This window comes from Corynebacterium sp. HMSC064H12 (genome assembly GCF_001809925.1).
Lineage (GTDB): Bacteria > Actinomycetota > Actinomycetes > Mycobacteriales > Mycobacteriaceae > Corynebacterium > Corynebacterium jeikeium_D.
On the sequence record NZ_KV799325.1, the window covers coordinates 26,676 to 41,845 of the forward strand.

A 15,170-nucleotide genomic window follows, 5' to 3' on the forward strand; every position below is an offset into this window, starting at 1 on the left:
ATGGCTGGTGGCGTTTGGGTTCCCGTTAATGCGCAGATGAAGGGCTTTGTCGCCACTGTCATGAAGGAGGCCTCCGGCGCTGCGAAGAAGTCCGGTAAGGCTTTTGAGGATGAGTTTGCTAAGAGTGGGCAGAAGGCAGGCGCGTCGCTTGCGAAGAAGGTAGAAGCCGCGACTAACACCCTGTCTCGTGCCCGCTCTCAGGAGGCTCAGGCCGCGAAGGAGCTAGCGGTTGCTGAGAAAGAGCTTGAGAACCTGCGGTCGAGGGGTAATGCGTCCGCGTCGCAGATGATTGCCGCTGAGAATAAGGTGGCGACTGCGAAGGCGAAGAATGAAGACGCTTCTATGCGTGTTGCCCGCTCGGAAAAGGACTTGGAGGCTGCTCGTAGTGGGCAGTCGACGACCTCTAATGCGGTGAAGCGTGCTGAGGATCAGCTGTCTCAGGCGCGGATTAAGGCCACGGATGCTGTCGGTAAGGTCAAGGCCGCCGAAGCTGGGGTGGATGAAGCGCGGTCTAACGCGAAGTCTGCGGCTGACGCGGTGAAGGCTGCGGAGCAGAATCTGATTGATACTCGTGACCGTTATGGGGCGGGTACGAAGCAGACGGCGGCGGCTGAGCGTGAGCTGGAGAAGGCGAAGCGCCAGTCCGGTAGCGCGAATACTGCGGCGGCTCGCGCTGAGGGCGATTTAGGTAAGGCGCGGGCTAATCTACAGAACGCGACCGACTCGTTGAAGTCGAAGGAAAATCTGCATAAGCAGGCTGTCCAGGACGCAGCGCAAGCCACTAATAAGGCCGGTGCGGAAGCTCGTAAGGCCGCTGGTGATGTCACGAAGTTCGGTGGCGCGATGGGCGGCGCGACCGGTAAGGCCGGTGGTTTCGGCCGCTCCATGATGGATATCGCGAAGAAGGCCGGTGGTATGGCTGGTGCTTTCGCTGGTATTAGCGGTGTCACTAGTGTGCTGTCTGGTGGTTTCGAGCGCCTAATGAATGTTCAACGCGCTGAAATTATGTTTCAGTCGGTGGGCTTGTCTGCTGACCAGACGAAGGCGCAGATGGAGCAGCTGACCGAGCAGGTCACCGGCACCAGCGTGTCTTTGGCTGACGCGGCGAAGTACTCCGCCATGTTCGCCCAGTCGGGTGTGCAGCTGGGTAAGCCGATGAACGATGCGATTGATGCGTTCACTGCCCTGTCCTCGATTGCGGAGGGTTCTGGCGTTGATGTTGGTCGTGTGCTGCAGCAGATGAGCGCGGCGGGCAAGGTCACTGGTGAGGATCTGAACCAGATGGCCGACGCTGGTGTGAATGCGACGAAGTACTTGGCTGACCATATGGGTATGTCGCAGGAGGAGATTAAGAAGGCTGTTTCTGACGGCAAGGTTTCTTTCGAGGACTTTGTTGGTGCGGTGAACAAGGGTACGGGTGACCTGGCTAAGGAGATGGGTCAGACGTTGCCGGCGAAGATGTCGAACATGAAGACGGCGTTTTCTAATTTTGGTGCTGCGGTGATTGAGCCGTTTATTGGCCCGTTGACTACTGCTGTCGAGTTTGTGACCGGTGGGCTGAAGAATGTCACCAGTGCGATTAAGGACGTGACTGGTGAGGGTGGCGCTTTGCGTCCGGTAATGGACGCGGTTGGTGACGCTTTCAAGGCGGTTGGCCGGTTTGTGCAGGATAATGCGACGTGGTTGGGGCCGTTGGCGGTTGGTCTGGGTGCTGCGGCGACGCAGTTTGTTGCCCTGTATAAGGCAATGAAGTTTATCGAGACGGCTAAGGCCGCTGGTGGGCTTCTGCAGATGCTGAAAACCACGAAGCTGCTCACGAGCGCGACGAAGCTGTGGACGGGCGTGCAGACCGCGTTTAACCTGGTCATGGCCGCTAACCCCATTGTCCTTATCGGTGCCGCGATTGCGGCGGCTGGTGTGGCTCTGTGGGCGTTTTTCACCAAGACCGAGAAGGGCCGTGAAATTTGGGCGAACTTCACCGATTTCATGAAAACAGCGTGGGACGCAACCACCCGGTTCTTCAAGGACGCTTACAGCGCCTACGTCGAGCCGGTGTTCGACTGGATTGGCGAAAAGTGGGAGGGGCTAAAGTCCTTGTTCTCCGCCGGTTTCGGCGAGAACTCCAACCTCGGCGGCATGTTCACCACCTTGAAGGACGCTGTCGGTGTTGCGGTGGATTGGATTGGGCAGAAGTGGGCTGGCCTCGGCCCCGCCATGAGCCAGATTTATGACACGTGGATTCGCCCGGTCGTGGATTTCTTCAAGGCCGGTATCGACATGCTTTCCACCGCTATTTCTTGGTGGGTGAACAACATCACGAAGCCTGCGCTTGACCTTCTGGGGCAGGCGTTCCAGATCGTGTGGAACACGTTCATCAAACCGGTTATCGACGGTTTCAAAACCGGTGTTGACCTGTTGGGGCAGATTTTCCAGATCATCATCAACGGTGTGATTGTCCCGGCGTGGCAGTTCATGGGCGACATGTTTATGTCGGTGTGGACGAATGTTGTCAACCCGGTGTGGGAGTTCATGAAGAACCTCGTCGGTGTCCTCGCCGATGTGTTGACCGGTAATTTCGACAACATCAAGAACCGTTTCTCTGACATGGGGCGGAATATCCACGACATTGTCATGGGTGTGATTCAGTCCGCGATGGACTTTTTCCGTGGCCTGGTGGAGATGGTCGGCAACGCCTGGCAGGCGTTCAAGGACATCGTGCAGACCGTCGTTGACACGGTGAAGCAGAAGATTCAGGAGATGGTTGACCGCCTATCCCAGTTCCCAGGCCAGGTTCAATCTCTATTCGCGTCGGCGGGGCAGTGGCTCGTGTCCGCTGGCCGGAACATCATTAACGGCCTGTGGAACGGCATGAAGTCCGCCTGGTCGAGCGTGAAGAACTGGCTCTCTAGCAACCTGTCGTTTAGCGCGATTGGTTCTCTGGTTGGTCTGCGCTCCGGCGGCATCGTCGTCAACGCTGAGGGCGGCATTATGCGCGCCTACATCGACGGCGGCATTGACCAGCTGGAGCAGTACGCCAACGGTGGCCGTCGCGGTGAGCGTCATGTGGCGCAGATCGCCCCGGCTGGTTCGTGGCGTGTGTGGGCTGAGCCGGAGACCGGCGGTGAGGCTTACATTCCGCTTGCTCGGTCGAAGCGTGGCCGCTCCACTGCGATTCTTGATGAGGTCGCTGGCCGGTTCGGCTACCAGTTGGTTAATGAGCGCACCGGTGAGCCGTATGCCGGTAACTACTCTGGGAACCTCGGCCCACAGCACGTAACCCAGTTCGCTGATGGTGGTGTGGTTGCTACTGAGGACGATTTGATGCGCCTAGCGCAGGGCGAGGGCGCTTCACGCCCTCTTGAAGGTGCGCCGTATGTTTTCGGCGGCTCTAACTGGGGTGACTGCTCTGGTACCGCGTCGGCGTTTGCGGCTAAGGCTGTGGGTATTGACCCGTTCCCGCGTAAGTTCTTCACCGGCGATGAGGCCGCTTGGCTTTCGTCGCATGGGTTCCAGCGTGGGCATGGCGGACCCGGCGACCTACGTATCGGGTTCCGTAACGGCGGCCCAGCGGGCGGTCACACCTCCGGTACGTTGCCGGACGGCACGAACTTCGAGATGGGTGGTGCGCGCGGCAACGGACAATTGGGCGGTGGCGCGGCTGGTGCGGATGACTCGTACTACAACGAGTTTTTCTATATCAGTGTCGCCCCTGCGTTTGAGGACGTGCAGCTAGATGATTTGGGCGACTTGTCGCCTGATGAGCAGATGGCGGCGTATGCGCAGAACCCGGACGCTGTGACCGCGCATTACGCGGAGCAGGCGGAGCCGTATGTGGCTGACTCGATGCCGGACACCTCTGTGGCTAGTGAGCCGCAGGCGTTCGGCGGGGAAACCACTATCTCTGGTGCTGCCGGTTCGGTTGTGCAGGAGTTGGTGACCGGCCAGGTCGGTGACGCGCTGGCAGTGTTTGGCGTGCCGGACACTATCCCGTCGTGGCTGATTGGGGCGCAGAAACTCGCATCGAAGTTCTGGAACGGTCCCGATAAGAAGTACGGCCAGGGCGATAATCCGGGTACGTCGACGGCGGAGCAGCACGCTATCGAGAACCACGATGCGGCTGTTACGTCGATGACTCCGGCGGAGCTTGCGGCTGACCCGCAGTTGTCTCAGATTCCTGAGAGCGAGCGGGACGTTATTGTGCAGCCGGAGGTGCCGGAGTGGGGGCCAGGGTTCTTCGCTTATGAGATTTCTCGTGCGGCGATTGACTCTGGTTTTAATCCGTCGGGTGACGCGGCGGACGCGGCGCAGATTGGTCTGATGACGGCGCTGGTTGAGTCTGGTGACCCAATGCAGATGTATGCGAACAATCGCGTCCCGGAGTCGTTGAACTACCGGCACGACGCGGTCGGCTCCGACCATGACAGTGTTGGGCTGTTCCAGCAGCGCGACAACGGTGCGTGGGGCACAGTCGCACAGCGCATGGATCCCTACGAGTCGGCGAAACTGTTCTACCGCGAACTCTCAAAGTTCGATTGGCAGAGCATGGAGCCGGGCGACGCTGCCCAGAAGGTTCAGCGCTCCGCGTTCCCTGACCGGTACGCGGCGAAGATGGACAGGGCGGGGCAGCTGTACGGCGACACTGGCCTGTTCACCTACAACCAGGAGACCGGGCGGAATGATGTGAAGGGCACGGTCACGCGCCCAGAGCAGATTGAAGCCGGTGTGTACGACAACGGTGGCATTCTCAAGCACGGTGCGGCTGCGTTCAACTTCTCGAAGAAGCCGGAAGCGATTCTGACGAACGAGCAGTGGGAACAGCTGCAGGGCATGGCCGATAGTGCCATGAACAGTGACCTCGCTCAGGAACTCACCACCGCCATCAATGGCGGCACCGGTGAGGATGGGCAGAAGCACGGTGGCATCCTGAAGGACATTCAGGGTGTGACGATGGGTAACATCCGCCAGCAGTTACCGAACCTGGCGCGCCAGATCGTGTCCGGCACTGTCCGCACGGGCGGCACGTTGGCGCTGTCTGGTGCGAAGGCTGGTCTTGGTATGGCCGGGGCAGGGTTGGACGCTGGTGTTGGTGCTGTGGCTGGCGCTGCGGGTAGCGCGGTGCCGGGTATCGGCGCGGTCGCCGGGTTCAGCTCGCTGGGTGACGCTGTCACCTCGCTTGGTGGCGGGGCGATTGACGCGTTCGGCCAGCCCGTCGTGGACATGGCGGCGTGGTACACCGGCGAGGTCGCCGCCGGGTGGACTGACGCGTTCCTGCAGTACGGAGAGCAACTGTTCGGCACGGTGGAAGCGCCGTTCCAGGACATCCTCGGCCCCGTATCCAGTGCCGTAAATCAGGTGTCCTCGAAGGTGAATGAAATGCCGATTGGTGGTGGCACCGTTGGCGCGTCGGAGTCTCAGGGCGAGCAGCAAACTGGTTCGCTGCGTGGCCCCACAACGGTTATCAATGTGCATTCGGTGGCTGAGGCGTTGGAGATGCAGCGTCATGCGGAGCGCCGTGAGTTGGCCGGTTTCGGCCTAGGTAGGTAGGAGGATAATTCTTGTCTGTTTATGGTCGGCATAAAATCACGGTCAACGTCATTGGCGTTAACGGCATGAAGTTCTGTATCTCCGGCGACAAGGCCGGGGATATGGGCATCTGGCTGATGGATGAGCACGTTGGCCTGTTGGATACGCCGGTGGAGACTATTTGGTCATCGTCGGCGGCGCAGGTCGGTGCGACGTTTAATGCGCTGCGGTTCCAGGCGCGTGAGGTGACCCTGCCGGTGGTTATCCTCGACTCGCCAACGCGGCCGTGGCAGATGGCGGACTCGCTGTGGCGTAAAGCCTGGTCGTACACGGAGGACTCCCAGATTGAGATCATTTCCTCATCTGGGCGGCGTGTGTTGTCGTGTCGTTTGTCTGCCACCCCGGAGGTGGAGTTGGGTAAGGGCGGCCAGTTTAAGGGCTCTGCCCGCATGCTGATGCATCTGAAGGCCGGTGACCCGATGTGGTACGACGAGGACGTCACGGATGTGTGGCGTTTCGACGGTATCCGCTGGAACGGGTCGGTGACGGTGTCGAATCCAACCGACCAGCCGATGTGGCTGCGGTGGACGCTCACTGGACCGGCTTCGATGATTCTGCCGGACTTTTCGTGGGAGACCCGCGAGGGGTATCCGGGGTTCGAGCACCAGCGCCGCCTTATCACCCTGCCGTTCCAGCCCTACGGAGTCGATGTCGCGGTGGATACTGACCCGGAGGTGGAGCAGATTGTGTCCATCCAGCGCCCTAGCTGGGGTGCGAAGATGAACGGCCAGTTCTTCTGCTACCCGGTGCCACCGTGGACAACGGAGACGGAACTGCCGGTGTTCGTGAACCCGCTGCCGTGGACTAACGACATTTGGCGGGCTCTGCAGATTCCGTTCGCTATCCCCACCGACGCTCTGGCGAAGACGGCGGAGATTCTCACCCGGATTATGGCCCCGCTGGATATTGGTGATCCGGGCATGCTCGGTATCGACCAGCTGGCGGAGTACGTGGACCAGGCGTTGCAGGAGATGTTCCAGTTTTTCCGCGACAAGGACAAGGACGGCGACGGGCGCACCGATGCTTACGCGTGGGTTCAGGAGGCTTCGAAGAAGCTGACGAAGAAAACTATCGGCCAGCTGTTCGAGCAGTCTGTGGGTTACACGGCGGGGCAGGTGTTTACTCTGCCGGGTGCTGCGGTGCAGGTTCGGCAGGTGCGCCGCTGGTCGCGCCCGTACGGTTTGGAGTGATGCAGCGTGGCTATTGCGTTGAGTGACCCTATCGAGAAATTGGATAAGCACCTCGATGAGGTGTGGGAGCGACTGCAGCATGAGCGTCTTGCTCGTGTTGCTCGCAGGTCGGTGCGTCCGCTGATTCGCCTGTGGGATGGCGACTGGAATTTCCGGGGCGTGGTCGCCGGCGAGATTGATTTCTCATTTGAGTGGCGGATGAATGACGTCGGTGGAGGGTTCGTGAAACTCCCGCACGATCATTACCTCGCGCTGTGGGCTATGGGCGTTTACAAGCGGCCGACCCGCAATATTCACATCACTGTGGATAAGGACGGTGCCCGCTGGGGTGGGCGCATGCAGTCCGCCACGCTGGTGAAAAACGAGGACGGCACCCGCCATGTCGAGTTGAAGTTCCTCGACGATGTGAAGGAACTCGACCATATTCACGTGTGGCCGAACCCGTTCCTCCCGGCTGGGGTGCAGTTCCCGAAGGCGTTCATTCTCGCGGGGCCGTCACGCTACACCCTGAAGTTGGCGCTGTTCATTAACCTGATGCGCTTGTCCGGGAATTTCTGGCACCTGCCGGATAACCCACTTGACCCGCGCACGTGGGTAGAAGGTATCGTCCCGCACCTGTGGCCTATCCTCGTGCAGCCCGATTCACTGGTCATGGATGATTCGCAGTGGTGCATCATTTCGTCCCGGTTTGATTCGTGGATGGAGATGGCCCGGCCGATTCTGCAGGACGCGGGCCTGATGATTGTCACCCGCCGGTGGATTGAGGGTGACCCGAAGCCGAAGGGTTACCTGTTTCCGCTGCGGACGGGACAGCTCATCATCGATATCGTGGACAAGTCCGGTGTGTATGAGCAGACGGCGACCGGCGGCACGATCTTCGGCGGCATGTGGCGCACGGTCACCCGGCTGGGCGACAACCTGGTTGATGAGGTCATCACGGACGTTGTGAATCCGGTGGAGCCCGCAGAGTACTCACTGTCTCGGTTCTTGGGGACGAAACCGGCGCAGCCGTGGGTGGTGTTCCGAGACGGGGATGTGTCCCCGGTGAAATCCGGTTCGTGGACATGGGAGCCCGCGACGGTGGTGCAGATTAACGCGGGCGGTAGGTCAGCGCCCGGGGTGAATACGTTCATCTCGGCGAACATTCAGCTGGTCGGAAATCTGATTGGCGCGGTGTTCCTGATGAACGGTATCGGCGCGATTGCGGACACGGCGCTGAAACCGCTGTACGAGGATATTTTCCTGGCGTTCGGGTCTATCAAGTCGCCGTTCCGGTCGGCGAAGGCCGGTTGGTCGCACTACCACGAGGGCTGGGCTGACGGCGCAGAAACAAGTTATTCGCTGTCCGGTCTGGTGGCGTTCCGTCAGGCGTTCTGGGAAACCCGGTCACGCTCCAAAGTCACCGTTGACCTCGAGGGCGGGCCGTGGACTATCGGCACGGAGGGCCAGGGGCACTGCTGGCTCGGTGACCGTGTCGGCGTGACGTTGGAGGGCATGCCGCGCGGCCAGTACGAGGTGCATCAAATCAGCGGCCTTGTGCTGGCTGGTTCTCGTGGCGAGCCGGTGAAGTGGTCGATGACCGTAGGCGACCCCCGAACCGACCAAGCGCCGATTGAGCGGCTGCTGAACCAGTCCCGCTTCTTCTTTGAGGCGATTAAGAAACTAGGAGTGTGGTCATAGTGGCGATTGACCAGCGTAAGGCTGATATGGCCGACCCGGAGCAGCATTTCGCGTGGGCGTTGGCGTCGTTTCCGGTGATGGCCGATGGCACGCCGATGGTTCTGCCGGTGATGTGTTTGCCGGTGGTGTCTCGGTTCCTGTGGGACTGCGGGTTTCGGCATCATCCGGAGTTGCAGCAGGTGAAGCAGGTTCTGGACCCGAGGGCGGCGTTGCAGTCGGCGGGTGTGCGTTGGGTGCCGGTGGAGGATGAGGAGAAGGTTCCTGCCCCGTCGGTGGATTTGTCGAATCTTAGTGATGCGGAGGCGGCTGCGGTGCAGGCGGCGCTTGATCGGAGGAATCAGTCATGACGGCTCCTGGTGAGGGTGTGCCTGAGGGCGGCTACTCGGTGTCGAATTTGGCGGAGTTGCAGGCTTTGGATGAGGCTGCGGTTTTGCGGAAGTTGCGTCAGCCGATTGACCGGGCGTGGGGTGATGTGAACCGGAACCTGTTCCAGCGGATTGATGAGTGGGGGCAGGAGAAGATTGTGAAGCCCCTGCAGCAGATTTTTGCGGGTCGGAAACCAGCGGGCTGGGAGCACGTGGCGGATGAGTTTCAGGACGGCCAGTTGGCGTTGAAGAACACGCTTGAGCTGCTGTCTCCGTTGCTTGATTACGGTTCCGCGTATATGGACGCTAAGGGCGGTTTTCTGCAGTTCGGTAATAACCATGGTGTGATGCCGTTTACACGACCGATTGGGGAGATGCAGGGCTGCGAGCTGCACGATAACGGCATCAGGTTTTTGTCTGCTGGTCTGTGGGATATCAGGTGTCAGATGGCGTACGGGAATAACGCTTTGGGTGTTGGTAATGGCACGGTCGAGTGGTTTGTGAGGGTTTACCGACCGGACGGCACGTTGTATTCGGAGCAGATTGGTTTGGAAGCGAACCCGTGGGCGAAATCGTCTCTTATCGTCTCGTCGGTGGTGGTGCCTGACTCGGGCTATGTCGTGAAAATCGAGGTGTCCTGGATTCACGGTTCCCGAAAACTGCTGGGTGGGCCGCGTAATAACCGCCTGGTTGTGCAGCACATTTCCAACAAGGTCGGTGTCGGTAGTACTGGCTCCGAAGATTCTTACATTGAGGAGTAGGTATGACGATTCTGGTTGGTGACATTAAGGACGTGGGGCTTTCCCCTACGGAGGGTACTGTCACGGTTTTTTCGGCGCGTACTCGGCGTGCGAATAACGCTGGTGGTGTGATTACTCGTGAGCGCCGGGATTACCCATTGTCGGCTGGCCGGTTCAGGACGGGCGAGTTGGATCCCGGCAGGACGACGGTGGAGCTTGTTGCCCCTGGTGTTTTCGAAAGCTGGACGTTTGATTTGCCGACGGACGGGACCGTGAGCCTGGTTGATGCGGTGGAGTTGGCGGTGGATTATTCGCCGGATTCTGCTGTGGTGAATGGTGCTGCTGCGGCTGCGGCTAAGGCTGAGCGGTGGGCTGGTGAGGCTGCTGGGTCGGCTGCGGTGGCTGGTCGTGCGAGGGATGAGGCGGTGTCGGCGCAGGCTAGTGTGTCGCGGGTTGTTGAGTCTGCGGTGTCGGTGGTGCGCGGGGAGTTCACTGACTTGACGGAGCGTGCGGAGTCGGCGGCTTCGCGTGCTGAGGAGGCGCGTGACGCGGCTGCTTCGTCGGCTGACGGCGCGGCTGGTTCCGTATCGGTGGCGGAAGCGTCGGCTGGTGAGGCTGCGGGTTCTGCGTCGGCTGCGGAAGCATCGGCGGGTCGTGCTGAGGGGTCGGCTAAGACGGCGGAAGGCCACGCAACTTCGGCGCAGTCGGCTTCGGAGTCGGCGGAGGGTTCCGCTAGGGCTGCTAGGTCGTCGGCTGACGCTGCCGCAAGCTCCCTCGGCGACGTGAACACGGCGGTGTCCACCGCCACGGCTGCGCGGACTGGTGCTGAGTTGGCGCGTGATGAGGCGGTTGCTGCGGCTGGTCGGGCTAAGGTGGGTGCGCCGGAGGGCGGCTGGGAGATTGGTTCTTTGTCGCAGGGTGTTCGTGAGTCTCTGGGGCGGGCTGATTCGGCTATCACTGTGGTGCCGACTGCCACGGGTTCGTCCGCTGGTGGTGTGAAGCTTGCTGGTGACCTATCGGGCACGTGGGACGCGCCAACCGTACCGGGGCTAGCAGCGCTGGCAAACCAACTAAAACGCCTGGAAACGCTACGAGACGTGTTTGTCCTCACCCCGGACGGTTTCGCGCGGACTCAACTCCAAAAAGAATTAACTAGGCGGGGGCTGGACTACAAGACAGTCGAGAAAATCCCGTTTAGTATCGACGCGCGAAACGCGAAAGATAAATCACTCTCGAATCTATTCAATGGCTGCAGTAAGCTGCGGGAAGCCCCCTTGCTTTTAAACACCTCCCAGGTCACGGACATGAGCAGCATGTTCGAGGCATGTTTGGCGTTGACCACTGTGCCGGATTTGGATACTTCCCAGGTCACGGCTGTGACCAGCATGTTTTTTCGTTGCACAAATCTTACTGATGGCAACGTGCTCCTTATTCGCAGCGACGGCACCAAACCAGCAAACCGGAGCGGTATGATCCAATATTCCGGTTTGTCTCGTGAGCCGTTTTTCACCCCTGACGGCCAACCAATCAACTAGCCCCCGCAGTGGGGCTTTTTTCATACCTAACAAAGGAGGAAACATGGCTACAGTCCTGGACTATTCAGCGAAGCCTATCCCCGCGCGGCTTATCCGTGACGCGGGGCACCTCGGCGCAGTCCGCTACATTTCACCTCCACGCGAGAAGTGGATGCAGGGGAAACCAGCAACCGAGCAGGAGACAGCGGACTTCAAAGCAAACGCGCTCGATACCGCTTTCGTGTGGCAATACGGCGGGGTCGCTAACCCCGACTGTATGCGCGGCGCTGAGGGGGGTCGGGCGGACGCGGAAGCAGCGGACAAGCAGCTCAAGGCCGTGAAACGCACCGGCTACCCGGTGTTCTTCGCTGTCGATTTCGACATCACACTAGACCAGTGGAACCAAACGGCGGTCAACTATTTCAAGGCGGCGTGTGAGGTTCTAGGTCGGGAACGCGTCGGCATCTACGGCCACTCCCGCGTCTGCGACTGGGCGCGTGAAGACGGCGTAATCGGCACCGCCGGAGACGGCAAATACCTCATGTGGCAAACCATCTCATGGTCACGCGGGGTAGTTCACCCCCAAGCAGTGCTGCTACAGAACGTCCACAACGTCCCCGGCCCAGGCGGTGTCCAAGTCGACGTCAACCAAGTACTGCACGTGTACTGGGGGCAACACCCGCCACGACCGGACCAGGCAGCGGACACCCCAACCACGGAACCAGTCGCACCACCCGAGCCACCGGCGTTGAAGCCAGCGCCGAAACCAACCGCACAGTTTAAGGCGGATGCTGACCTCCTGACATGGAGGGACAACGGTATTTCCCGCCATAAACGTCGCGGCATCATCATCCACACGGACGAGTCGAGTTTTAACTACGCAACTGGCAAAATGCGTGCTACCGCGTGGACTGCAAAGCAGCTCGCGGAATACAACCGCAGGCGCGATATCAATGGCGGCTCGTACCACATGGGGATTGGGCGTGAGGGCGACACGTGCCGGCAGAACGATAACGTCTATGGGGTGTGGGCCGTCGGCAGTATCGGAAACGACCTGTATCTGCACGTCTGCCTTAATGGCTCGGCCTTCCAGTCCCGCGAGCAGTGGCTATCTTTCCCGAAGCAGTTAAACAAGCTCGTGGACTACCTTGCCCACGAATGTAAGCTCAACGGCTTCACCGTGCAGCGGCTGACTCCATCGATCATGCGCGACCCGTCGCAAACCGGAATCGGCGGTCACTGGGACTGCTCAAAGGTCCTGGGCGGGTCTGACCACTGGGACCCGGGCGGATATGACGGCTCCAACGGTCAGCCGCCAACTAATGGTGGGTTCCCGTGGGATTACGTGCTGGCGGAAACGAAGAAACGTGTGGCCGGGCAGTCGGTCACGGAGATTAAGGAAGAGGTCAAGACGATGACACAAACTCTCGATGATGTCGTGCAGACGTTCGTTGCCGGGTCAACGTTCAAGGATAAGCGCGGTAACTATATCCTCCACGCGGACAAAAATTCGTTTGTGGCGATGAAGAACACGGAGCTGATTCTGAAGACGCTTGAGCGCCTGGATGGGCGTTTGGCTGCTGTTGAGAGACAGCTGAAGGAACAGAACAAGTAAGCACCCCACCGGGGTGCTTCTTTTGTAGGAGGGATTTATGACCACTATTTTTGTTGACCTTGTGAACTTGGACGGTTCGCGTCCGGAGGGGTCGTTGCGGTTCAGTTTGGAGCGTCTGGTGTTGGGTGACCCGGATGTTGTGCCTTCTGCGGTGGAGGTGAAGATTCGTGACGGTAAAGCCAGGGTTGATGACCTGTTGCCGGGTGCGATGCGTGTTCGTGTGGGTGCTGGTTGTTGGTCGAAGGACTGGCAGATTATGGTACCGGAGTCTGGTGAGCATGACCTGTTCGAGTTGCTGGAGTGGCAGGCGGAAGACTTTCAGGAAACGGTGTGGGCTGCACTCGATAAGCGCGTGGAGGCGTTGGAGAACACCCCGGCTGTTGACCTTGCCCCGGTGGAGCAGCGCCTAGACGCGCTAGAGGGAGCACCGAAGGTTGACCTCGCCCCGCTGGAAAAGCGAGTAGGGGAACTCGAGCCAAAACTTGATGAGGTATCGAACAGCCTAAAGATGAAGTGGGATGCGTTCTGGCCTGTCGCCAACCAAACCAACGCGCTATGGGAGAAGTTGAACCCGGAGCTGTTCGACCCGGCAGAGCTCAAAACCCAACTCGCAGAACTGCGGGCACACCTCACACCAGTAGAGCTGCTTGATGATGAAGCAATCTATGAAGATTTTGCGGCTATCTACGACTTAGGTTCGGAAGTCCAGGTAATTCAGCACGCTGGGCGCGTGGACATCAACATTTCCGCCTTCGACCTCGAAGGGCTACTGCGCGCGCTGGATGGGCTGAAGCTCCCGCACTTCCCGAAGGTAAAAATGTTCCCGCAAGGAGGGTTCGCCCTCTGCGATGTTGAGCTGTATCAGGGCGCGAAGTTCGTTACGAAACTGCAAAAATATCTAGTCAGGCTAGCGGTGAAATCATCGGACGATATGGCCCCAAACTTCGCTGTTGAAGTGGATGATGCCCTGGCTGTGGTGCAGGAAACCGGCGCTAACCGCATGAACATGTCCACGTTCTACTACACGGACGACCTACCACCAGAAACCAACTAAGGCACCCCGCCCGGGGTGTTTTTCTTTTGCCTGCGTCGACCGGCGTGGGCATTTTTCATACCCAAAGGAGAAACATCATGGAAACCATCAAGAATCTTGTCCCCGCTAGCGCTCGTGGCACCGCATACGCTGTCGTGGCAGCAATCGCACCGGCGCTTATCGCCTGGGGTGTCCTCGATGAGGTGAAGGCTGCGGCTGTTGTCGGTGTGCTCACGGCAGTAGTTACCCTCGTGTTCGCCGTGCTGCACTCCACCAGCAACCCGCGTACTGCCGTGTACCTGCTACTCGCAGCCATCACCGCAGCACTCACCGCCTGGGGGTATGGTACGGACGCGCAGTGGCAGTCCATTTTGGCTATCGTCGCCCCCGCCCTCGGCGCGGGCTACGCTGCAGCCAACACCCCAACCGAAGAATACGTAGGGGAACACCGAGCAGATGAAAATCATCACTAACCCCCAAATCCTCTCCGCATTCTGGGCAGCATGGGCATGGCTCGCAGCAGCTGCATACTGGGGCACAACCCCCTCCCAGCTTGACCCGGTGGCGCGTCTGGTGCCGGGGCAGCATATTTTCCTGGGCTGGGTGGTGACCGCAGCCGTGCTCACCCTGGGTGCCGTATGCAGGCACCCCGTCATCGGCAGGTGGGCACGCATCGTAGGGCTCATCATCACAACTTGGCTTCTGCTTGCCTGGGCAACCGCCTACATCTACGAAGGCCTCACCGAACAGTCACGCATGTGGGTGTCCGGCAAAAACTATGCCTTCCTTGCCCTCGCAGCAATGGCCACCAGCCCCGTCATGGGACGCAACACCCGGAGCCGACATGAAAAGGAGTAGCCCCGTATGGATCCAGCAATCATCGTTGGGCTACTTGCCCTGGCCGGTACAGCCGTTACCGCGTATGGTGCCTACGCTGGTAAAAAAGGCGACAAGCAGGGGGCGTTCACAGACGATTTGCTGCAGCGCGTCAGCGACCTAGAAAAAAGCATGCGAGATTTGCGAACAGAGTTCGACGCCGAACGGGGGTTGCGTATCCGCTGGGAGAATCACGCCTGGGATTTAACAAGGTCGTTGAAACGCAGCCTCGACGCACTCCACGAAATCGCTATCTGGATAGGAGCCGGGGCAAAACCCCCACCGCCTGATGTGCAGCAGACGATAGAGGAAATTGAGGAAGCGATTAAAAGCATTGACTAGAGGTTTGCCCCTGCTGGTTTGAGCTGTTCGGGATTTCCGAACAGTTGGCCGGTGGGGGCACCTTTTTCATGCCCAAAATCGGTTCCCGTCCCGCATCCGTCCCGCAAAAAACACCAGAGCCACCAGATTCCACATAGCCACCAGACCCCACATAGCCCACCTACCAGCACAAACACAACCACCACCACAAACAACCAAATCACCCAGATCTACGAGGGCACCAACCAGATCT

Annotated in this window: 11 protein-coding genes; all 11 read left to right on the top strand. The window is 59.6% G+C overall.

Annotation, left to right across the window (positions count from 1 at the left end):
- Positions 1-5,544 (top strand): tape measure protein, encoded by a 5,544-nt coding sequence (locus tag HMPREF2681_RS01865; RefSeq protein ID WP_070545875.1) that lies wholly within the window; start codon positions 1-3, stop codon positions 5,542-5,544.
- An 11-nt stretch (positions 5,545-5,555) separates the two neighbouring features.
- The gene (locus HMPREF2681_RS01870) at positions 5,556-6,773 is read left to right on the top strand and encodes a hypothetical protein (RefSeq protein ID WP_070545878.1); all 1,218 of its coding nucleotides are present in this window, start codon (positions 5,556-5,558) and stop codon (positions 6,771-6,773) included.
- Positions 6,774-6,779: 6 nt separating this feature from the next.
- Positions 6,780-8,453: a Gp37-like protein gene (locus tag HMPREF2681_RS01875; RefSeq protein ID WP_070545880.1), complete on the top strand. Its 1,674-nt coding sequence runs from the start codon at positions 6,780-6,782 to the stop codon at positions 8,451-8,453.
- Positions 8,453-8,800, top strand: coding sequence for a phage gene 29 protein family protein (locus HMPREF2681_RS01880; protein WP_070545883.1), 348 nt, complete (start codon positions 8,453-8,455; stop codon positions 8,798-8,800). The genes HMPREF2681_RS01875 and HMPREF2681_RS01880 overlap by 1 nt, the downstream gene beginning before the upstream one ends.
- Positions 8,797-9,579, top strand: coding sequence for a hypothetical protein (locus HMPREF2681_RS01885; RefSeq protein WP_070545884.1), 783 nt, complete (start codon positions 8,797-8,799; stop codon positions 9,577-9,579). The genes HMPREF2681_RS01880 and HMPREF2681_RS01885 overlap by 4 nt, the downstream gene beginning before the upstream one ends.
- Positions 9,580-9,581: 2 nt before the next feature.
- A complete protein-coding gene (locus HMPREF2681_RS01890; protein ID WP_070545886.1) occupies positions 9,582-11,093 on the top strand; it encodes a BspA family leucine-rich repeat surface protein in 1,512 nt (503 codons plus the stop codon).
- 43 nt (positions 11,094-11,136) lie between these two features.
- Positions 11,137-12,687, top strand: a complete 1,551-nt coding sequence (locus tag HMPREF2681_RS01895; RefSeq protein ID WP_070545888.1) for a glycoside hydrolase domain-containing protein — start codon at positions 11,137-11,139, stop codon at positions 12,685-12,687.
- A gap of 37 nt (positions 12,688-12,724) precedes the next feature.
- Positions 12,725-13,741 (top strand): hypothetical protein, encoded by a 1,017-nt coding sequence (locus HMPREF2681_RS01900; RefSeq protein ID WP_070545890.1) that lies wholly within the window; start codon positions 12,725-12,727, stop codon positions 13,739-13,741.
- Positions 13,742-13,818: 77 nt separating this feature from the next.
- On the top strand, positions 13,819-14,193 hold the full coding sequence (locus HMPREF2681_RS01905; protein ID WP_070545892.1) for a phage holin: 375 nt from the start codon (positions 13,819-13,821) through the stop codon (positions 14,191-14,193).
- Positions 14,177-14,578 carry a hypothetical protein gene (locus tag HMPREF2681_RS01910; RefSeq protein ID WP_070545894.1) on the top strand — a complete coding sequence of 134 codons (402 nt, stop codon included), beginning with the start codon at positions 14,177-14,179 and terminating at the stop codon, positions 14,576-14,578. Before HMPREF2681_RS01905 ends, HMPREF2681_RS01910 begins: the two co-directional genes overlap by 17 nt.
- Positions 14,579-14,584: 6 nt before the next feature.
- Positions 14,585-14,938 carry a hypothetical protein gene (locus HMPREF2681_RS01915; protein WP_070545895.1) on the top strand — a complete coding sequence of 118 codons (354 nt, stop codon included), beginning with the start codon at positions 14,585-14,587 and terminating at the stop codon, positions 14,936-14,938.
- Positions 14,939-15,170: the final 232 nt, after the last annotated feature.